The sequence below is a fragment of the aff. Roholtiella sp. LEGE 12411 genome (assembly GCF_015206995.1).
Classification (GTDB): Bacteria; Cyanobacteriota; Cyanobacteriia; order Cyanobacteriales; family Nostocaceae; genus Komarekiella.
This window is the reverse complement of record NZ_JADEXR010000009.1, coordinates 52,801-73,977: the sequence shown is the minus strand read 5'-3', so window position 1 is coordinate 73,977 and position 21,177 is coordinate 52,801. Positions and strand designations below refer to the sequence as shown.

The 21,177-nt window shown below is 41.2% G+C and carries 12 protein-coding genes; 9 read left to right on the top strand and 3 right to left on the bottom strand.

Annotation, left to right across the window (positions count from 1 at the left end; translation table 11 throughout):
- The first annotated feature begins 361 nt into the window (after positions 1-361).
- Both IQ246_RS03775 and IQ246_RS03770 read left to right on the top strand, forming a co-directional pair.
- Positions 362-646, top strand: a complete 285-nt coding sequence (locus tag IQ246_RS03775) for a Mo-dependent nitrogenase C-terminal domain-containing protein (RefSeq protein ID WP_194000227.1) — start codon at positions 362-364, stop codon at positions 644-646.
- 13 nt (positions 647-659) lie between these two features.
- A complete protein-coding gene (locus IQ246_RS03770) occupies positions 660-1,313 on the top strand; it encodes a DUF3455 domain-containing protein (protein WP_194000225.1) in 654 nt (217 codons plus the stop codon).
- Positions 1,314-1,413: 100 nt separating this feature from the next.
- Here the strand turns inward: IQ246_RS03770 and IQ246_RS03765 are convergent, their stop codons facing one another.
- Complete coding sequence (locus IQ246_RS03765; RefSeq protein ID WP_194000223.1) at positions 1,414-1,875, bottom strand: globin domain-containing protein; 462 nt, start codon at positions 1,873-1,875, stop codon at positions 1,414-1,416.
- A gap of 252 nt (positions 1,876-2,127) precedes the next feature.
- Between IQ246_RS03765 and IQ246_RS03760 the strand changes: the two genes are divergently transcribed.
- The 4 genes from IQ246_RS03760 (at position 2,128) to IQ246_RS03745 (ending at position 8,607) form a co-directional block, all read left to right on the top strand.
- Positions 2,128-3,588, top strand: a complete 1,461-nt coding sequence (locus IQ246_RS03760) for a carotenoid oxygenase family protein (protein WP_194000221.1) — start codon at positions 2,128-2,130, stop codon at positions 3,586-3,588.
- Positions 3,589-3,809: 221 nt separating this feature from the next.
- Positions 3,810-4,280 (top strand): NADAR family protein, encoded by a 471-nt coding sequence (locus IQ246_RS03755; protein ID WP_194000219.1) that lies wholly within the window; start codon positions 3,810-3,812, stop codon positions 4,278-4,280.
- A 346-nt stretch (positions 4,281-4,626) separates the two neighbouring features.
- Entirely contained in the window at positions 4,627-7,413 is a 2,787-nt protein-coding gene (locus IQ246_RS03750) for a GAF domain-containing protein (RefSeq protein ID WP_194000217.1), read from the top strand.
- A 423-nt stretch (positions 7,414-7,836) separates the two neighbouring features.
- Positions 7,837-8,607 (top strand): hypothetical protein, encoded by a 771-nt coding sequence (locus tag IQ246_RS03745; protein WP_194000215.1) that lies wholly within the window; start codon positions 7,837-7,839, stop codon positions 8,605-8,607.
- 173 nt (positions 8,608-8,780) lie between these two features.
- On the opposite strand, the gene IQ246_RS31190 is transcribed toward IQ246_RS03745, so the two are convergent.
- Entirely contained in the window at positions 8,781-8,897 is a 117-nt protein-coding gene (locus IQ246_RS31190) for a hypothetical protein (RefSeq protein ID WP_370588447.1), read from the bottom strand.
- A gap of 113 nt (positions 8,898-9,010) precedes the next feature.
- Between IQ246_RS31190 and IQ246_RS03735 the strand changes: the two genes are divergently transcribed.
- Positions 9,011-10,390: an RNA-guided endonuclease TnpB family protein gene (locus IQ246_RS03735; RefSeq protein ID WP_208491990.1), complete on the top strand. Its 1,380-nt coding sequence runs from the start codon at positions 9,011-9,013 to the stop codon at positions 10,388-10,390.
- Positions 10,391-10,499: 109 nt separating this feature from the next.
- Here IQ246_RS03735 and IQ246_RS03730 read toward each other — a convergent pair whose 3' ends face one another.
- Positions 10,500-14,363, bottom strand: a complete 3,864-nt coding sequence (locus IQ246_RS03730) for a PAS domain S-box protein (RefSeq protein WP_194000212.1) — start codon at positions 14,361-14,363, stop codon at positions 10,500-10,502.
- A 966-nt stretch (positions 14,364-15,329) separates the two neighbouring features.
- Here IQ246_RS03730 and IQ246_RS03725 point away from each other — a divergent pair.
- On the top strand, positions 15,330-17,882 hold the full coding sequence (locus tag IQ246_RS03725) for a proteasome protein (protein ID WP_194000210.1): 2,553 nt from the start codon (positions 15,330-15,332) through the stop codon (positions 17,880-17,882).
- Positions 17,883-18,069: 187 nt separating this feature from the next.
- Positions 18,070-21,060: a virulence factor SrfB gene (locus IQ246_RS03720; protein ID WP_194000208.1), complete on the top strand. Its 2,991-nt coding sequence runs from the start codon at positions 18,070-18,072 to the stop codon at positions 21,058-21,060.
- Positions 21,061-21,177 lie beyond the last annotated feature (117 nt).

Sequence of the window (21,177 nt, the reverse complement as noted above, 5' to 3'; positions counted from 1 at the left end):
TATTTTTAACGCCAGAGGTTGTCCAGAGTCAAAGGTCAAAAGTCCAAAAAACCTTGATTCTTGACCCTTGACCTTTGACCCTTGACTCTTATACCAGAAGCCTTGTGTGCCAGTTGCGTAAGTCCTATTATGCTTTTGTGCGCTTTAACGACAATGCCCACTTTTCTAGTTTGAGGAGATTTTTTATCACTTTCTATATTTACTCAAGGTGCATGACAAAAGTCATAGTAAAACATAGTTTTAGACTAACGAAAGTCATAGATAAATTACCTATTTAGTTGAGGTCAATCCATGACCTTATTCAGAAGTTTATCCTATTTTAAACCTCTACAATGAGACTATGATAATTGAGGATGAATAGATGAATTTCTTAATTCCAATTCAAAAAGTTGACCTATTGTTTCCCATCAAACAATGGCTTGAATCATTAGAAATCTGCCAGCCAAAGATGGCTCGATTGTTATGTAAAATGATTCCTGCTAGTTGTCCGTTTGAACGAGAAATTAAGCTTCTTGGTCGCACGATCGCTTACATTCCACCGCTTTGTAAACTGAATCCTTTCTATGAACAGATCATTGAAATTCGTTTTAAATCTCTCTCTTACTTAGCTAACGAATGCGGTGAAGATGTAACAATTTACTGTTGAAGAAAAAATTATTATGTCAATTACTCGTTGTGAAATTCTTCAGCTTAATGTCAGCCTCGTTTTTTCCCTGTTCATGCTGAATGGGTGTAATATTCTTCCAAAAAGTATCACCAAAGCAACTATGCAGCCTGCCCAAAACATAGCAAATGTGACTGCTATACCTGACAGTATAAAAGTTCCAAACGGTGAGCAGCTTCTTTGGAAAGTATCTGCCAAGGGCGCACAAATCTATGTCTGCAAACTGCAATCAGAATACTCTGAGCAGTATGAGTGGACGCTTAAGGCTCCCGATGCTCTGTTGCTGAATGAGCAAGGACAAGATTTAGGCAAGCATTATACAGGCCCGACATGGGAAGCTAAAGATGGTAGCAAAGTTGTAGCGAAAGTGAAATCTAAGGCAGATGTAACGCAAAACGATGCAATTCCCTGGCTATTATTAGAGGCGCGATCGCATGAAGGTAATGGTATCTTTCGCCAAGTAAATTGGATTCAACGGATTAATACGGTTGGTGGAAAAGCTCCTGTTAAAGGATGTGACAAATCATCTGAAAACCGGGAGATCCGCGTTAAATATACGGCTGATTACTTGTTTTATATAGGACTTACGCAACTGGCACAGTGCGATCGCAATTTTATAGTACATAAGTATTACAAAGAGGGAGTTTAGGTGGTTGGTTTTTAGCTTATTTTACGTAAACAGCAAGATTCCCAGCTGATTAATCAGTTGGGAATCTGAGATTTTGATCGCGTAGTTAGACTACTATACCTTATTTGCTAATGGGGGGCATTTTATCCAAATTAACCTCGTATATATCATGTTCTCTGTTAATAAAAACTTCAGATAATACCTCATAAGCTTCAGTCCAAGCTGACATCACTTCTTCTGTAGCTGCTTTTCCCAATACATCTTTCATTGCTTGTAGCAAACTCTCTCCGACAATAGGATATTGTGCTGGTAAAACATCTGTCTGCACATGACGATGAGCAATCTTTTCAACCATCGACTTTAAAGCAGGTAGATTATCTATTTGAGTAGCATAGCTATAAACTGCTGTAGCTAATCTTGTAGACTGAGAACCATCTGCTTGAGCAGACATATCAAATTGTTCTTTGATTTCAGGATGGTTCCGAAACATGATTTCATACATGCGAGTTGTGATTTGCTGACCGTGTTTTTTCAAGCTAGGTGCTGTGGACTTAATGATATCTATTGTTTGTTGACTAATCACAGTCTTTTAAACCACTTCAAATGTTGATTAACTTCAATTTACTGGTTGTTTGTATTCGTTACTATGAGCTAGCTCAGACAATGAATAATATTACCTCTGTTTCTGACTACTTGGGATAAAACAATTTGTCCTGTAGAGACGTTGGCAACGTCTCTATCTGTAGTTAGAGGCATTATTAATTAATCGCAACAAATATGACAATAGTAGAATGCAGTTATACGCGTGCCCTATATTTATAACAGCACATTTGATATGCAGACAATTAGCAAAAAGTCAACAAAAAGATCTTGGGCTGGTGCGATCGCTCAACCAGGAAAAGAATTTTCCCCTACTCAGCTCCCAATTATCTCTGGCAAAATTCCAGATGGCTTACGTGGCTCACTTTACCGCAATGGCCCTGCACGGCTAGAACGCGGCGGTATCCGAGTGGGACACTGGTTTGATGGGGATGGAGCAATTCTCGGCGTTCATTTTACCGATGCAGGAGCTACTGGAGTTTATCGCTACGTAAAAACAGCAGAATACGAAGCTGAAACTAAAGCCGATAAGTTCCTCTACAACGTTTATGGTACGCACAGTTCAGGGCCAATCTGGAAGCGCTGGAATCAGCAGATAAAAAACGCAGCTAATACCTCAGTGTTGGCATTACCTGATAAACTTTTGGCTTTGTGGGAAGCAACCAAGCCTTATGCTCTAGATCTGCAAACTCTAGAAACTAAAGGATTAGATGACTTAGGTGCTTTGGACAATGGATTATCCTATTCGGCTCATTACAAGCGCGATTTACGCACAGGCGAGATTTTTAACTTTGGAGTCAGTATAGGAAGTTCCATACAACTGAATCTTTATAAGAGCGATGCCTACGGCGGGCTGCACCAACGCACTGGTAAAATTGTCCAAAAAACCGCCTTTAAGCTAGATCGTTACTCAGTAGTACATGATTTTGTTCTGACTCAAAAGTATTTGGTGTTCTTTGTTCCACCAATGCGGATGAAAATACTGACAACTTTGCTAGGTCTAACTACCTTAAGTAAAGCTTTATTGTGGGAACCTCAGTTAGCAACCCAAGTGTTAATCTTTGATCGCGAAAATCTATCCTTAGTTAGTCGCGGTGAAACCGAACCCTGGTTCCAGTGGCATTTTGGTAATGGCTATGAGGATCAAGACGGCTCGATAATTCTGGACGTGGTGCGATATTCCGACTTTCACCAAACTAATGAGTTTCTCAGAGAAGTAGCTACTGGTGAAACGCACACAGTTGCTAAAGGGACGCTGTGGCAAGTGCATCTCAATCCGCAAACTGGTAAAGTGACAGCAACCCAGGAAATTGTTAACCGCAAGTGTGAGTTTCCAGTTGTGCAGCGATCGCAAGTTGGGCAGCCTTGGCGTTATACTTACATATCATTACTACCTCAAAGAGCAGATATAGACACAGAATTATTTGAGGCGATCGCTCGTTTTGACTACAAAACCGGAACCCTCACCGAAGCAGACTTAGGAGAAAATCGCTATTCTTCCGAACCCATCCACGCTCAAGACAGCCAAAATCCTGAACAAGGTTGGGTAATCATCGTTGTCTACGATGGTAATACTCATAGTAGTGAAGTTTGGGTATTTGATAGCGATCGCCTGGACGAAGAACCCGTCTGCAAACTCGGATTACCCAGCGTCATCCCCCACAGCTTCCACGGTACATGGAACCCAGCCTCATAAACCCTCCACGCTCCTTTGTTTTTTTTTTGCGTACACTGAACTTCAGTGACTTAGCACTGAGTATGGTCAACAATTAGATACTGAAAAAACTGCTAGTTGTCCTGTCAAACTGGTGAAGATGAAAATAGCAGCCAAAGCTGTCAGATTACTCTTTAGGAAGTTGGTTAAGACTTTCCCTACTCGGCTAGAGTGAAATTGATATATTAAAGAGCAATTTTCAAATGGCCATTTACTTTTATAAAGTTTGGCAGCCTTATGGCTGTTTTTCTAACTTTTCTCCTCACAGTATCCATATCCAGGGAACTTACTGGTCAACAGTTGAGCATTATTATCAAGCACAAAAGTTTGTGGGCAGCGTAGATGCAGTGATTATACCGCTCATACATGCTGCTGCAACCCCAGAAGAAGCTGCTGCTTTAGGACGTTGTAGCACCCGTAAATGTCGTCGAGACTGGGATTTAGTCAAAACTCAAGTTATGCGAGAAGCTGTACTTAAAAAATTTCTCACCCATACGGAGATTAAAGAAGTTCTTTTGACTACAGAAGACGAAATTTTAGTAGAAAACTCCCCAACTGATTATTTCTGGGGCTGTGGTGCTAGTAAAACCGGTGATAACCATCTCGGTAAAATTCTCATGAGTGTGCGTGAAGAAATTCGCAAGCTAATGTCATTGTCCGTAATTTCCGAATAGACCAATTAAAATAACTACATTTAATTATCAATTAGTAGAAGTGGGGAATGTTGTCATTTCCCCAAACAACAAGCTTTAAATAAATTAAAAATAATTACTTATTTAATCACAATAAATCTTAATTAATTTGAAAACAAAAAAAACATCTTTAATATAAGGCAAGATATGAGGCAATAATTTGAGTAATTTTACTGAAATATTTTTAAAATTGAGAATATAAGATTGATCACAAAACTAATAAAAATTTTCTTAACTTAAGACTATAAAGTTAATTGATTCTAAATAGCAAATTTTCATCAAAGACAATTATAAAAAAATTATTATTCAGTTGTGGTGTACATAAGCAATGACATTTACTGAAAAACCAAAGGGGTTGCAGCAAAGCTTAGACCAAGAAAATTTACTGCACCGGATGATCAAACAGATCAGGCGATCGCTCGAACTACAAGATATATTAACGACTACCGTTGCTGAAGTTCGGACATTTTTGGGTACAGATCGGGTGAAGATATATCGATTTGCTATGGATGGTAGCGGTGAAGTGATTGCTGAATCTATCTGTGAGCAACGACTACCATCCCTATTGGGGTTGCACTTCCCGGCGGATGATATTCCCCCAGAGTCCAGAGAGATGTTTGTGTCAGCGCGGCAACGTGCAATTGTGGATGTGGCTAGTGGAAAAATAGGGCTATCGCCTCCACAGTCAGAAGAAACTGGCGAAAGCTTACAAACAGAGAATATCCGATATCGGCAGGTAGACCCGTGTCATATTCAATACTTAAATGCGATGGGTGTGCAGTCTTCGGTAGTAGTGCCAATTTTACATCGCGATCCGAGACAATCAGCAAAGCTTGAATTATGGGGATTGTTGGTATCCCACCACAGCCAACCACGAAGGATTTTGAAGCGGGAACTGAATGTATTGCAGCAAGTTGTTGATCAAGTAACGATCGCGATCGCTCAAAGTAACTTACTCACCGAGGCCCGTACCAAGCAAGAGCTAGAAACCACTATTAACCAAGTAACCACACTGTTGCATAGACTGCCCACAATCCAATTGCAGGAGGCATTAGAAGAAGTCATTACTGCCTTCAGCGCAATAGGTGGCAGACTTTACATTGAACAAAGCGAAGACCTATACACGAAGGGTATCCAGCCGACACTACCCTACGAATTAGAAAATAGTATCATCGAACAGCATCCCGTGTGGCGAGACTGGATAGCTGAGTGTAAACCAGGTAATGTTTGGGCAATTACCGATCTTTATAAAGAACCACGTTTGCGAGTTTTGGTTTTAGCATTTCAGCCGACTCGGATTCGGGGAATCATGGCAATTCCCCTACATTCCCGCGAAAAATTTATCGGTGTGTTGAGCATTTTTCGCTCTGAATTTGACATGGAAATCTTGTGGGCAGGACAATGTGACGATAGTCGGCGCCAATTGCTACCCCAGCTTTCCTTTGAGGTTTGGCGAGAGCAAAAAAAGGGGCAAGCTTCTGAGTGGAAGTCGGAAGAAATCTCACTAGCACAAGCCTTATACTCTCAATTTTCAATGGCAATTCAGCAGCAGCAAATGTACAAACAGGTACAAGCGATGAATACCAACTTAGAATGTCGGGTGCAAGAGCAAACTGCTGAACTTGAACAATCATTACTGCTTACCAAAGTACTCAAACATGTTACAGACCAAATCCGCAGTACATTAGACTTGCAAACTACTCTGCAAACCATCGTGCAGCAAGTCCGCCCCCTGCTCAATTCAGATCGGGTATTGATTTTCCAAATAGAGAGTGCATCGGTGGTTGTTGAAGAAATCAATGGCAACTGGTCGTCAGTTTTGGGAGAAAAAGCGCTACCAGAATGCTTCCCTGATGAGTATACTCGTCTATACTTTCAAGGCAGAGTTCGAGCAATTAACAATGTATTAACCGATTGCTTGAGTGCTTGTCATCAAGAGTTTTTGCAGAGTCTGCAAGTACAAGCCAATTTAATAGTCCCTATAAACATCGGTATGCAAGTATGGGGATTACTGATTGCCCATCAGTGTGAAGCTCCTAGAAATTGGCAGGATGTGGAAATTGATTTGTTGCAACAGCTAGCAGATCAAGCAGCGATCGCCATTCAGCAAGCACAACTCTACGAACAAACCTGTGCTGCGGAAACTGAAGCCAGAACTCAAGCTGCACAGCTAGAGCATACCTTGTCTCAACTCCAAGAAACACAGACGAAATTGATTCATACTGAAAAAATGTCTGGCTTGGGACAGTTGGTAGCAGGTATCGCCCACGAAATCAATAATCCTGTTAACTTTATCTACGGCAACATCTGTCACGCCAATGACTACACTGAGCAACTGCTGGAAATTCTGCAACTTTACCAGTTACACTATCCTCACCCTGAACATGAAATTCGCTCAGCAATTGATGCGATCGATTTTGACTTTTTGGTACAAGACTTACCAAAAATCCTGAATTCAATGCAAGTAGGAGCCAATCGCATCCGCTCAATAGTGTTGTCGTTACGCAATTTTTCTCGCTTGGATGAAGCTGAATACAAGCCCGCTGATTTGCATGAAGGCATAGACAATACTTTACTAATTTTGCAGCATCGACTGAAATCAAATGCTGAGTTTCCTGGCATCAAAATAATCAAAGACTATGGCGACTTGCCACTAATAGAATGCTATGCCGGACAGATGAATCAGGTGTTTATGAACATTATCAGTAATGCCATTGATGCTCTAATACAGGATAAAGAAGAAGTGAGAGAGTTGGAGAGTAAAAGAGTGGAAGAAACTAAAGAATTCTCTCCCTCCTCCCCTCCTATTGTCCCCCCTTACTCTTGCCCCTCCCTAATCCCTACCATTCGGATTTCTACTAAAATCTCAGTAGATAACTCTCATATATTGGTTCGCATTGCTGACAATGGGCCTGGAATGACTGAAGAAGTGAAAAAGCTAATTTTTAACCCGTTTTTTACTACTAAGCCTGTGGGTAGAGGTACAGGGCTAGGATTAGCAATTAGCTACCAGATTATTGTAGAAAAGCATGGTGGAGTAATGGAGTGCATCACAGAACCTGGGAAAGGTACAGAGTTCTGGATTGAGATTCCCCTCAAACCTCGTTTAATTTAAATCTGTCTCGTCAAAACCCAGCAACTTTATTACTCGCCGGGCGACTAGAAATCGCGGCTACACGAGACTTTACCTACCTGCGTGGGTTAAAAACCCTTGATTTTGTATTAGTCCACGTAGGTGGACTAAGCTTTGTGTAGTAGCGAATTCTATTCGCCCGATACTTTTCAAACATCCTCTTAGCTCGACTTTATCCATTTTTACGCAACCCAAAACCCGACGCTAAAAGCATTGTGGAAAGGTAGTTTTAGTTTTTGGACTTGAGCGCAAATCAGTGATGTGGAAAAAGTATTTGCCAAAAAGCCAGGGGTTTTGCCGAATCAAGAAAGCCGAGTTCTTAATTTTGGATAAAGTCGAGCTTAGACCTCCTCTGGATGTAAACTTATACAGAAGTTGAATAGCATTTATTTGAAATAGCGCCTTATGTCAATTATTGCGCTCAGAGCATGGTATGTTCAGGATTATGAGCCGATCCCGGAACTGGAAAAACGTTCGCCAGATATTCGCCTCAGTAAAAAAAGTTTGCTGAAGTCAGGGTTGCGAGCAGACTTTTTGGAAGAAAGTGACGAAGTTAAGAAATCAACTTGGTTTGCTCGCTATCTGGAAGGGGAAAATATTGAATTTTATATTGAAGGTAGTGGTGGCTATTGTGTAGCTAACATTGACTTGATAAGTCATGAAATTTATTTCACTAAGCAAGCATTGTTAGCTCAGTTGGAACCAACGATTTTTTTGTGCCATCAAACTGAGTATGCGGTAGCTAGTGATGTCCTCAGAGAAGAACTGCAAAAAGGTTTGGCAACTTTAAACTTGCGATCGCGTCTTCCTTTAGCATTAGTAGAATCATATCGCCCTAGTGATGCTCCTCTACGGCTTAACCAAACCATCATGCGAAAAATTCGTAAGAGTTTGTTATTTATTGCAGACACCACAGCCATTACTAGCATTGATGGCAAAGAAACTCCTCAACTGATTCCTAGTCCGAATGTCTGTATTGAAATTGGCTATGCTATCCAAAGCAAGCGCTCTGAACAAATTTTACTAGCACAAATGCAACGCCAGAATTTAGATGGGCAATTTCCCTTTGACTTACCCACGCAGCAAATTTTGCAATTCCAAGACAGTAAAGAACTAAATAAAATTTTGACAGAAGCGATCAAAAACCAGCTAGCACGATTTAAATTGTTTTTTTGAACGTATCGCGGCAGTCCCCACCCTCAGCCGAAGGCTGAGGGTGGGGAAGGATAGCGGTTGACGACGATTGTATCTATGACCAAAATCAACCTCTGGTTGATAAGGGAATGGATACATGATAGCGAAGCGGTAGCGTTCGCGCAGCGTCTCGTAGAGAGGAACGAGCGTCGGAGTCAACAATCTTTATTTGGCAATAATTTTATATAATCTTGGATTATTTCAGACATTGAAACACCCAAATATTTTGCGTACTTCTCTATTTTTTCCTTCTCTTGCTTAGTTAGTCTCACTATAACTTTTTCCGTTCTAGCCACATGTAATTACCAGAATAAGTGTTACTCTAATTGTATACACACAGAGGTAAACAAAACAGGGGGGTGATTAGGCTGTGGCAACAAGACGAATGACTTTTCGGCTATACCCCAACGATAAAACCTTGACAGCATTACGGTATCATCGAAAGTTACACAAAGACTTGTATAACGCCGCAGTCAATAACAGATTCACACAATATAAAATATTCAACCATAAGGTTGATTATTTTGAGCAACAAAATTGTTTGCCAGCTTTCAAGGATGTCTGGATAGAATACAAAGAACTCCCAAGTCATGCGCTGCAAGCCACTCTCAAACGTGTTGACTTTGCTTTTGAGCGTTGGTTCAAGGGTTTAGGTAAACGTCCTAGATTCAAGTCAATTCGCCATTATTCTGGATGGACTTATCCAGACTGTGCAGGTTTTAAAGTAGAGTCAAATGGTGAAAAGCGAAAAGTCTGCCGGGGGGATACTCCCCCCGGAGAACTTTTCAAGAACGGGTATCTCAATTTGTCTAAGATTGGGCGTATTCAGATGCGTGGTCAGGCTAAATATTGGGGTAAACCAACTACTTGCACTATCGTTTATCGGAATGGGAAATGGTACGCATCTATTACGGTTGACGTTTTAGACCAAGTTCTGAAGCCAGAAATTTTACCTGTCGGTGCTGTTGGTATTGATTTAGGGTGTAATTCTGCATTATCAATCACTGATGGCGAGAATCATCAACAAATAGATGCTCCTAAGTTTTTGAGGAATGCAGAACATCTAATCAAGAAAGCTTCTAAGGACAAACGACGCAAACGTGCGCCAAATAGAAAGAAGAAGATTAAAGCTTCTAGGCGGTTTAAAAAAGCCCAAGCATCGGTTAGTAAGCTGACTCGAAAAGTCGCTAATCAACGTCAGAATTGGGTACACCAAGTTGCAGCAGAAATAGTCAGCAGTAATAGCTTCGTTGCAACCGAAACTCTAGTTGTCAAAAACATGACTAGTAAAGCTAAAAAAGGCAAGCATAAGAAGCAAAAAGCGGGTCTAAACAAATCTATTTTGGATGTAGGATTTGGAATACTACGCAGTACCATCAAATACAAAATAAAACAGATTGGTGGTGTATTTGTAGAGGTTCCAACCCGTCTGGTAAAACCGTCTCAAACCTGCCCTAAATGTGGACACCAACACAAGAAAACACTCGATGTCCGAGTGCATAAGTGTGGTGTTTGTAGTTATTGTCAGGATAGAGATATTGCTGCTGCCGAAGTAATGCTCTGCTGGTCAAAAGGAAGTCTACCGGGGTTTGGAACAAGCCTCGCAGACGCAGAGTTACCTAGCTCTACCGTCAACACTCGTAAAACTGCGGGTAGTATGCGGCAACTGGGAGCGAAGAAGCGTCAAAAATCTGTGGAAGTCTCTGCTAAAAACGAACTGAGGGATGTAGAAACCCACAGTTCAGGCGAAGCCAACTGTGGGTAGTTCATAAAGCAAGTAATTCCAAACAGACAAACACGATTAATCTAATCGGGTTTTTACTTGTAACTTCTCTATCCAACAAGACTGCAAGTTAAATGCACCTCAAGTTCGATCATGAAAGTTGCTGCTGTAATGGAATTGTGATTATAAACTCGGCTCCCTCTCTGGGTGCTGAAATACACTGGAGTTGTCCACGGTGGTTTTTAACAACAATTTGGTAACTAATTGACAATCCCATACCAGTGCCTTTACCTACAGGTTTCGTAGTGAAAAAGGGGTCAAAGAGACGGTTGCATACTTCCTCGGTCATCCCTAAACCATTATCAGCAATACTAATAACTACGTACTTCTCCTCTTGGACAAGGGTGCGAATACGAATTTGTGGTTTAGTCAAAAGTGAGCCAGCGCCAAAGGGGTTTCCACGCCACTCTTGCCAACGGAGGGAACCTCCGCAAGGGGGTGGCTCCCCATGAGCGACTGGCGGTAGCGACGTAGGAGCCTCACCCCGCAGGGCACATTCCATAGTCCATAGTGTAGGGTTGTTGACTATTGACTCTTCCAAGGCATCAATAGCATTACTGAGAATATTCATAAATACTTGATTCATCTGTCCGGCGTGACACACTATTTGTGGCAGGTTGCCGTATTCTTGGATTACCTGGATTTCGGGACGTTCTAGTCTAGCTTTCAGACGACTTTGCAACAACAGTAAGGTGCTATCAATGCCTTCATGAATATCTACTCGCTTCATGCCGTCTTCATCTAGACGAGAGAAATTGCGTAAAGACATGACAATCTGCCGAATGCGTTCGGCTCCCATATTCATAGAATCTAGGATTTTGGGCAAGTCTTGGCTAAGAAAATCTAAATCAATCGTGTGGATTTCTTGTTTAATTTCTGGTACTGGTGGGCAGTAGCGTTGATAAAGTTCTACTAAGTGCAGCAAATCTCTGACATGCTCACTGGCGTGGCTGATATTACCGTAGATGAAATTGACGGGATTATTGATTTCATGGGCAATACCTGCTACTAACTGTCCCAAACTGGACATTTTTTCAGTTTGAATTAGTTGAGCCTGGGTTTGTTGAAGTTCTAGCAAAGCCTCTTGTAGCTGCTGTGCTTTTTCTTGGGCAGTTTGGGCAGCTATGCGACTTTGTGTATAAAGTTTAGCTTGGTCAATAGCGATCGCTAGTTGATCTGTAACTGCTTGTAGTAACTCCACTTCATTGTCTAGCCAGGGCCGGACGCCACTACAGTAACCACAGCTAAATGCTCCAATTTCACCAGATTGAGTGTGTACAGGCAGTGACATAAAGGCGGTGAAACCAAAATCGTGCAAAAATTGTTGGGCGATGCCATCGCTTTCCTGATTAACATCATCGATGCGGATAATTTCTCTGTTCAAGGTTTTTGTTGCTATTAGTTCAACTTCTACATGAGTTGCTTGAGCTTTCAGTAGACTGGGTAAGGTAGAGTTTTTCGCCTCATATACACATTCCCAGTAGGGTAGCTCAGTGTTTTGTCGATACCAAAAGAAAGCGCAGCGAGCAATCTGGAATAAGTTGCGAATTTCCTGCACTGCGGTTTCTAAAATGTAGTTGAGTTCGAGGGAAGCTCGAATTTGACTAGCAAGACGGTTAAGCAGGGCTTCCCGCTGGGCGATCGCTCTAAATTTCGCTTCTGATTTCCGTAGGGCAGTTTCCGTGCGCTGGCGCTGTAGTTCTGCTGTGGCTCTGGCGGCAAAAATACTTACAATAGCTTTGCAGCGCTCCTCTTGCAATATCGGCTTTGTATCCAACACGCAAAGATGACCTATCGATATACCGAATGTATCCACAAGTGGCGCTCCTAAATAACTTTCTACGTTTAGCGCCAGTAAGTCCTTGTCTTGAGGAAATAGTTGCTGTACACCAGAGGAGTAGAGACGCATCCCCTCTTGCAACACAATTTCGCAAGGTGTGTCAGCTAGTAGGTCATACTCGAAAGTATCTAAGAGCTTGTCACCAGCCCAGAATGATAAAACTCTCGCCCTACTGAGATCTTCGCCGATTCTTTCTGCCAGAACGACGTAACGGACTCCCAAAGCATCTGCTAAATGACGCACTAAGGCAGAGAAAAATTCTTTGCCCGTCACCGCAGCTGTTCCGGCGACGAGAGCTTGCAAAGCTTCCTCTGCTTGTTTGCGATCGGTGATATCTCGATAAACGCCGCGATAACCCAGGTAATTGCCGGATGCATCAAAGAAAGGAACTCCATTGGTTTCCAGAACAATCAATTGTCCGTGCTTGTGAAGATTTTTGTTTTCGAGATTGATTAAAGGCTGTTGGGAGTTAGTTAGATCCTGAAAAAGTTTTTTGACTCGGCTTGCTTCTGCTGGTGGCATTAAGTCAAAGAGCGTTTTGCCTAGTACTTCTTCTGGTTGATACCCCAAAATGTCACGGATTTTTTGACTAACGTAAGTGTAAACTCCTTGGCGATCTAACTCCCATACCCCATCGTTGGTAGTTTCCACAAGATGGCGAAAGCGCTCCTCGCTTTTTATTAGCGCTTCTTCGGCTTGTTTGCGTTTGATGCCAATGGCAATATCTTGAGCAGCAAATTCTAGGGCGATGAAAGTAGATTCCGTTACGGCTTGCCGAGAAAACATAGCTATAACCCCTACAATTTCACCTTCAATAATTAGGGGATAGCCTGCAAAAGCAACCATCCCCTCACGCTGTGCCCATTCTCTATTACTCACTCGTGGATCTGTCAATACAAAATTGGTCAAGTGGGGTTTGCATTCTTGGGCAATCAAACCAATTTTGAACTGTCCTACTGGCACGCGTCTATGAGGCCCGTCAATATGGGTGTACATTCCAGAACTGACTTGCAACTCTAGTACATTCTCTTGTTTGTTCAGTATCCAGAGGCGAGCAAATGCGGCATCAATATGTTTGACTAAAGCTTCAGTACAGCGGCGCATCATGCACTGTAAGCTGTGACTCTGAGCAAGAGCAGCATCTACATCCGCACGAAAATCCGCTAATCGCGCTCGTTCTGCCAGTGCCTCTTGTGTTTGTTTGTGTTCGCGCAGCGCAGCTTGCTGTTCGGTAGTGTCATGACAAATGCCAACAAAGTACAAAGCATTGCCATTAGCATCTTTTATAGTAGATGAGTTACTTGTATGCCATCGCCAATCGCCATCTTTATGTTTTACCCGATATTCAATTGGGTTCTGTTTTTCGCCTGTTGTCAAAATTCTTTGGAAATAATCTGCACAGATTGGTACATCATCGGGATGCACAAAGGGAATAAAGGATTGGCCTTCAACTTCCGCAACCTCATGTCCTAAAATATCAGTCCAGTTAGGAGAAACATAAGAAAATATTCCCTCAAGCGTTAGTGCAAAAATAATGTTATTGGCGTTTTCTACAATGCTGCAAAATTTAACATTATTTTCTATCAATGCTGATTGCATTCTGTCGCTGGCGTGGCGGACAAGAAATATGATTTGCTGTTCTTGCAAAGGTAATAATCTAGCTTCAAAATTACCGGTTTCTGGTAGTAGTGGTAATGTATATTCAAAACTGACTAAAGATTTAGTTTCCAGTACTTGATTTATTGCTTGCTGGAAGCGTATACCCACAGCAGCAGGTAGGCATTGCAGCAGCGACTGTCCCTGAATAACTCCTGGTAAATTATCCAAATCCTGCGTCTTTCCAGCTTTGCAATCCAGGATGATTCCATCAGCATTGAGGCGTAAATATACACCGGAAATTAATTGCAAAATTGCTGCCAACTCTGATGTTTTCTGGCGTAACTGTTCTTCAGCTTCTTGACGTTTTGCAATTTCAGATTGCAGATGCTCCAGTGTTTTTTTAAATTCAGTTGTTGGTTCCTCAACTCCAATGTCTAAGTCTAGATTTGTCGTGTCTAGGACTACTTTTGCTAATTGGCGATCGCACAGCGCGGCTTGCTGTTCGCTTATGTCCATTACGGGTTCAATTCTCTGTACCGTTTTGCTAGTGTTTTTGATGTGGTTAATAAAGTTTTGTACCCTTTTAGGAAACACTTTTACCTGCCTGTTATGCGGAAAATTTTGATAAAGTAAATCTGAGAAAGTAGGATTTATACTTGATAATCTAAAACAACCAAAAATGATTTAGTATTAACTTTTGATTAATACTAAATCATTTTTTTTAGTAAAATAATAGTAAAATTACTGAGGTTATAATTTAGAAAAATTCATTGCATATATAGCGTTTTATTTACATTTTTAGCTGCTGACGGTGATTTTAAATTTAGTATACTACAGCACATAATTCGTTGCTGTAGAGTGGGCATTGCCATGTCTAGCCTATTCTGGTCTATTCATCAAAAACTCAAATCATAACAATGAAGAAAAGTTTGATCCTGTGAGATTAAATCCATTCCTCTAAAGAGCTTTTCATAGCTAGTCTGTAAGCCCGTGTCTGGTAAAAGATTATTAAAAAGTCTGGAAACAACATAATCAGAGTCGAGTAAATATTAATAATAATTAAATAAAAAGCTTTTATAGCTTATTTTAAATTTATTGTAAACCGGAAAGTAGATAAATATAAAGGAAGCTAAATGAACGCAATCTCTTACTTAAAATATTTATCAGTTTATGCTAATACTGCTGCATTGCTGCCAAATTTAATTCAGCTTCATCAGAAAAGTGGAATTTTTTATCAAATGCTTACGTATTAGTGCAAAATTTACGATAGTCAAAGATTTTCCCACATATAGCTTTATACTGTTGCTGCCTAAACCAGATTTTTTAGAATGGTCTGAGCCAATAAAAACAGCTCGCACTAAAATAGCAAATGAACTGAGAGAAAGACAAAATATGCCTTCAACGCATTGTATTAATGGCTGTTGATCGCGTTTTTTATGTTATAAAGCTCACAGAAATTAATGTTAGGCGAAAAACTACTCTATGGAACCAGAAAAACTGGAGCGTCTTAAAGAGTACGGCGAGTTCATCCTCCGGAAATTAGACTCGATACCTCAGCACCCTTCTAAACAAGAAGATTGGGTTCCAGCTAGCCTTGATGAATGTCTCCTAGATCTCCGGGAAGCTGCTGAGAAAACTGTAGAACTTGCTACTTCGCCAGTCAAAATTGGTGTGATGGGGGAATTTAGTAGTGGGAAAACCCTGCTTTTAGGTAGCCTGATTGGATATGCAGATGCCTTACCAGTGAGTGAAAATCCCACTACAGGCAATGTTACCGCCATTCACATCATACCGCAAGATGGGTTTGCAACAACCCAAGTAAGTAATTTTACAGTTGAGTATCTTTCTCACGAAGGAGTAAATGAGTGCTTGCACTTCATGCTAGCGGAGGCAAATAGAAGGTCAACAGCAGCAGGACTTCCGCTTGTACTGCTCTCGAAACTCAACTCTTGGAAAGATATTCTTAGCTGGTGTGAAGAATCCTGGAATAGCAGTAACAACTTAGAGCTACGTTATTTGCTACGGGAATTAGTATTATTCATTCGCGCTTATCACTCTTATGGTGAAGTTATGTGTGATGGATGCTACCAGATTGATGCTACCACAGCCCGTGAAGGTTTACAGCTAGCCGAACAGCCGATGGCAATCCAAACTCTGAACTTTGAGGATTTACCTCCGACTCATGTCCGATTACCAAGTCCACCCCAGAGATTACCAACAAAGTTATTACAAAATAGCTTCCCACTGATTCGCCGTGTAAACATTGAGGTGAAAATATCGCGAGAAATTTGGGATTTTGCAGGTGCTGACAAATTTATTCTCTTAGACTTTCCAGGCTTGGGGGCTGCTAATTCGGGGGCTAGAGACACGTTTTTGTCACTGCGGGAGCTAGCAGAAGTACAGACGATTTTGGTACTACTGAATGGCAAATCTCCCGGAAGCGATCGCGCTAATAAAATTTTTACCATGATGCAGCAGCAGCGACCAGGACAAGACCTCAAAGATTTAATTCTGGTTGGTATAGGTCGCTTTGATCAACTACCCTTAGACAGTGAGGGTGGTGAACGAGAACTAGATCAACTGATTGAAGATAGCCTAGCCGATAATCCTTTGCAGGAAGAGACTGTTTTCCAAAAATTGAAAGTTTTACAAACTATTATTGATGGTGCAAGTGCGTTTACAACCCAAAAAGACCGCATCGTTCTCCTGTCGCCACTGTTAGGACTGGCTGATTTGGCAAAACGTTCTAGTACAGTCAAAGCAGGCTCACCAGAGTTTTTGGCTAACCTGGACTATCCTGATTACTTAGATCGGTCTAAACGGTTACAACAAAAATGGGCACGTTTAAGCGAACATCTGCTGAAATCTGATGCTCGTAGCCATCTTGGCAGACAACTAGGTTACTTTGCTCAAGACGGTGGGATTAGTAAGCTACGAGAGTTGATTCAAAACCACGTAGCAAATCACGGTTTTAAGCAACTGTATGAAGATACTTGTAGAGCTGCTAATGAGGTGCGACAACAACAAGATAACTTGAAAAACATCATAGAAGAAATTCACGAGCAAGGCATACCAACAGCAGACAGTCCAGCTTTTATTGAGTTGTCCGTTGTAGTCGAAAGCTTGGATAAAATCTACAGGAACTTTCAAAAAGATTTAGGAAAAGAACCGCTCAAAGACCAACGTGGAATTGTTGTTAGCGATGTCGTCAAAGATGAGTTAATTTTTAGAATACTTAATTGGAATCAGTGGACTTTACTCTTCAATAAAGCTAATAATGGCACGATCGCTCTTACAGAATCTAAAGGTGCAGCCGGCAAACTATTTGACAGAGGAAACCGAGTCAATACTTCTCTGCCTACAAAGAGTGATGATTTCTATCAGGTATTTGAAAAAACCGTTAAAGAACTAGAAGGTTTTGCCCGCGATCGCATCCGTCAAGCAGTTTTAGACTTGTTGAACAAATTATCAAATTATGTAGCTCAAGAACGCGACTATTTAAATGCAATTCTCTACCCAGAAATGGAACAAGATATCGAAGAAAAATTTGGTTTGGAAGCAGCCGATTTATTTTATAAGTTGTTTTTGGGTTGCGATCCTAATCAATGGAAAGAAGCAATTATCTCCGAAATCAGTAGCAAAGATCAAGCGATCGCATCCGAAATTATATTCCCCTTGGCGCGTCAAAACGACAAACACAACATTGGTCAAATCTTCGATTGGGCACCCGAAAGAAGTCAAGGCTTATCCAGAGCTAACAACCACCAACTTTTAGTGCTACGGCTACGAGACGAGATTACTGCTAGCGCTAGTCTCCACCTTGTGCAGTATGTTAGTGAAGTTAATCAGCAAGTTAATTTAGAATTAGAAGGTATTTTGGATCAAATTATTCCCAGTTTGCAAAATCTATCAAAAGAAGAATCCTTGTTGAGGTATTTGGCAGCGGGTAACTCTCCAGATGAAATATCAATTCCTACTTGGTTGCAGATTCTCTCAGAAATTGTCACTATTTCTTACTCAGATATTTCTATGTAGGTGCAAATTTTATAGGTTGGATAAAAACTGTTAATAAATATCTGATAAAAGTAGATGCTTTGAGCTTAATCCACAGATGCACACAGACCAATAATTAATTCGTGTTTATCTATGGCTCAAATCATCAAGTAATACTTTCCTTATCTTCCCATAGCACTTAATGAATTCTGCGCTTACGGATACTGCAATGAACCCTTTTAAACTCAACAACCATAGTGATCAACACCCAAGCGAGCAGCAAAAAAAAAGGTTTCCGGGATGGTTTGCTTTAGATTTTGGAACCTCGAATTCTACAGTCACACTTTTCGATCCGATTGAAGTACCGATCGCAGAAATTTTACCCAAAGAACAAGAAATCCGGTTGCGCGATCGCTTAGCTCAATGGCTGAGTTCTCCAGCCTCTCTGGCTTTACCAGATGTTAGTGATAGTGAATGGGAAAAGTTTATCGCTGATATTAGCAAAAACCTGGAGATAGAACCCAGTTGCTTGAGTGAAGTTTTTGAAAGTGATAACAAAGAGCGATTTTTGGAAACAATTCGCCAAATAGAACTGTGTTTGGGTAACAGCGAGCGGTTCCGCCGTGCTGTCAGCAAAAAACTTTACCAGATATATCATGAAGTGTTCCGTGTCCCTACCCTAGAGTCCCAAAATCTCATCCCAGTTGTTTTGGATATTGATCGCCGCGACACAGAAATTCCCAGCGAGTTGGAAATTTTTAAGTTAGCGGACTTAAAACTGCGGATGGGTAGAGAAGCCAGAGACAATAGAAAAAAAGCGATCGCTCAAAGCACAAGCAGCTCAATTAAAGAAATTATCAGCAGATTTCACCACTCACCCAAACGCTATTTTGGACAGGAGCGTTCTTTTCCAGTTATTTTAAATGGTGCAGAACAGACAATTACTGTTAACGAGCTAATCCAAGGAGCTTGGGGACATCTCATCGAGTTAACTGAAGACTACCGCCAACGAGCACGACGCAGATTTTCTGAGGGAGATTTTTTAACAGCTGTTGTCACCTACCCAACTGTTGCCCCACCAGTTGTTCGTAAAGAAATTAAGGAATTGATTGAGCAGTTGGGGATTGACGATGTGCAAACTGCTTATGACGAAGCCGTTTCTGTAGCGATATTCTTTTTGTGGCGAGAATTTGGCGGTAATCTCAACATTGGTATTGAGTCATTCAAAACCCGTTGTCGTCAAGAAGGGAACAAATGGTCACAAAATGTTCTCGTTTTGGATATCGGTGGGGGAACAACAGACTTAGCTTTGATTGAACTTACTTTGGAAGATAAAACCCCTACTTTTACCGATTATGAAGACCGAGGTTTAGGGGGACGCTATTATAAACTGACACCGAAACTATTAGGTTCATCCGGTCATTTACAATTAGGTGGTGAGTTAATTACACTACGAATTTTGAGATTATTGAAAGTAGCGATCGCTGACTTTTTATTAACAGCAGTGACAACAGGTGATATTGAAAGTGATGCACTAGAAGATTTAATTAACTCAGAGTTAAACGAGCGCTTCTTAGAACAAGGTCAATTTCAAAGTGGTAGTCTTTTAAAATGTCTAGACAGAGAGAATCCAGAAGGTGACGTTGCTTATAAAGATGCCTTAGATACTGCCGAAAAAGTATTGCCAACTCGTTGGCAACAAGCACCCCAACGCCTGCAAACCTTTTATACTCTCTGGGATTATGCGGAAGCAGCTAAGCTCAAACTTGGGCAATCAACCGTAGATGATTCTCAGTTGACGTTCACTCTTTGTGAGCAACAAATTTCAGAACTACTCACCCAAAATGGTGTTAAATTACAGGTTAAAGATCCAAATAATATCTGCGTTACTCTAGATAGTTCGCAATTTGAACGGGCCGCCTCTTCAGCAATTAAAGAAGCGATCGGTATTGCCAAAGGACTAATGGAAAGTCGCTTACGTTATAAAGATACTACCAAAGATTTGAGAAACTCCCAAAAAGTTGATTGGTTAATTCTGTCTGGCAAAACTTGCAATCTCGATTTAGTACAGCGCCAAATCTACCAAGAATTTAGCAACTCTCCATATTTTGTCTGGAATCCAGAACGCATTACCTTTGTGCTGGAATTTACTAAGCTAGCCACATCCGCTGGTGCTTGCTATGCAGAGAAGTTGCGAAGACTGAGGTTCGATCCCGAAGAATCTAAGGGATTACTGCGTAAGGGAGCTAATCAACTTGAAATTGATGTCAAAAATCTTTTTTATTATTTGCCTTGCAACTTCAAACGCAAAACCCAAACCAACGATTTGCTGTCAATATTCAAGGCTGGACAAGAACTTTACCAACTTGCACCCTGGGAAACGGTAGCAAAAGTTCGGACTGCTTGGCAAGGTATACAATTGACCAACATCATTTACCGTCAGGACTACGAAGATGGAGATTTAAGACTTTGGGGTAGTTTTGACGGCAGAAACCTCATGGAGCAACTGGGAGTAAATGAGTCTGAGTTTCTCAAAAAAATTAAAGTCCAATTTGAGATTGATCAAACGCTTCAGTTTAGTGTACTGCTTTGTCAAGGAAATCCCCATTATTTGATTGACGTTCCTGGTATTGATGTGGGATCAGCAATAATGGCAGCTTTCGGTAAAGAAGAAACATCAGCCTTGTTTGCTGATGGAAAATTGAAGTGGAACATTGCAGTTGAACGCCCCTACAAAGACTTGAATGATGGTGATATCGCCATCAATGTGATTGAATCAGCAACCGTTGATCAACCACATGCCTATCATTTAGTATTTGAAGTAGGGAATGATAATAGTAAATCGCTTCAAGAATTTCACTATCTGCGCGATGGTACACCCCAACCAGGAAGCGGGTTAATTAGTAACTTATTGCCTCATTTTCCGCAAACTGGTCAGCACACTTTTTATGTTTATCAAACGGATGCCGAAACCAACACCAAAAAATGGATCCGAATTGGCGCACTCAGTAAACCAGATATTACTACAGATTATCCTTGCCAATATCGTGTGACTCTCGATAACCAAGGCATTCTGCGAATACACGCGGGTGAAGTGCCCTACTGGACATCGAAAAATCAAGAATGCCTCAAGCAAGAGGGATGTGTTTTTTACACTGAATTAGAGTTGCAACCCAACGAAGTCGATAAAGAACGCGATCCGTTTTGCGGCATACATTAAAGCTTTCCTCACGTAGAGAGAAGTCGGAGCGACGGCTTCCGCCGGGTCTGTTCACTCCACCAGAAACGCTTTCGCTTTGCGCCTACCCTGCGGAAAGATGCGTGAGATAAAAAGAAA

What these genes read in the sequence shown, in the direction of transcription:
- IQ246_RS03775 (WP_194000227.1), top strand. Translation starts at nt 362, where the DNA reads ATGAATTTCTTAATTCCAATTCAAAAAGTTGACCTATTGTTTCCCATC.
- IQ246_RS03770 (WP_194000225.1), top strand. Translation starts at nt 660, where the DNA reads ATGTCAATTACTCGTTGTGAAATTCTTCAGCTTAATGTCAGCCTCGTT.
- IQ246_RS03760 (WP_194000221.1), top strand. Translation starts at nt 2,128, where the DNA reads ATGCAGACAATTAGCAAAAAGTCAACAAAAAGATCTTGGGCTGGTGCG.
- IQ246_RS03755 (WP_194000219.1), top strand. Translation starts at nt 3,810, where the DNA reads ATGGCCATTTACTTTTATAAAGTTTGGCAGCCTTATGGCTGTTTTTCT.
- IQ246_RS03750 (WP_194000217.1), top strand. Translation starts at nt 4,627, where the DNA reads ATGACATTTACTGAAAAACCAAAGGGGTTGCAGCAAAGCTTAGACCAA.
- IQ246_RS03745 (WP_194000215.1), top strand. Translation starts at nt 7,837, where the DNA reads ATGTCAATTATTGCGCTCAGAGCATGGTATGTTCAGGATTATGAGCCG.
- IQ246_RS03735 (WP_208491990.1), top strand. Translation starts at nt 9,011, where the DNA reads ATGACTTTTCGGCTATACCCCAACGATAAAACCTTGACAGCATTACGG.
- IQ246_RS03730 (WP_194000212.1), bottom strand. Translation starts at nt 14,363, where the DNA reads ATGGACATAAGCGAACAGCAAGCCGCGCTGTGCGATCGCCAATTAGCA.
- IQ246_RS03725 (WP_194000210.1), top strand. Translation starts at nt 15,330, where the DNA reads ATGGAACCAGAAAAACTGGAGCGTCTTAAAGAGTACGGCGAGTTCATC.
- IQ246_RS03720 (WP_194000208.1), top strand. Translation starts at nt 18,070, where the DNA reads ATGAACCCTTTTAAACTCAACAACCATAGTGATCAACACCCAAGCGAG.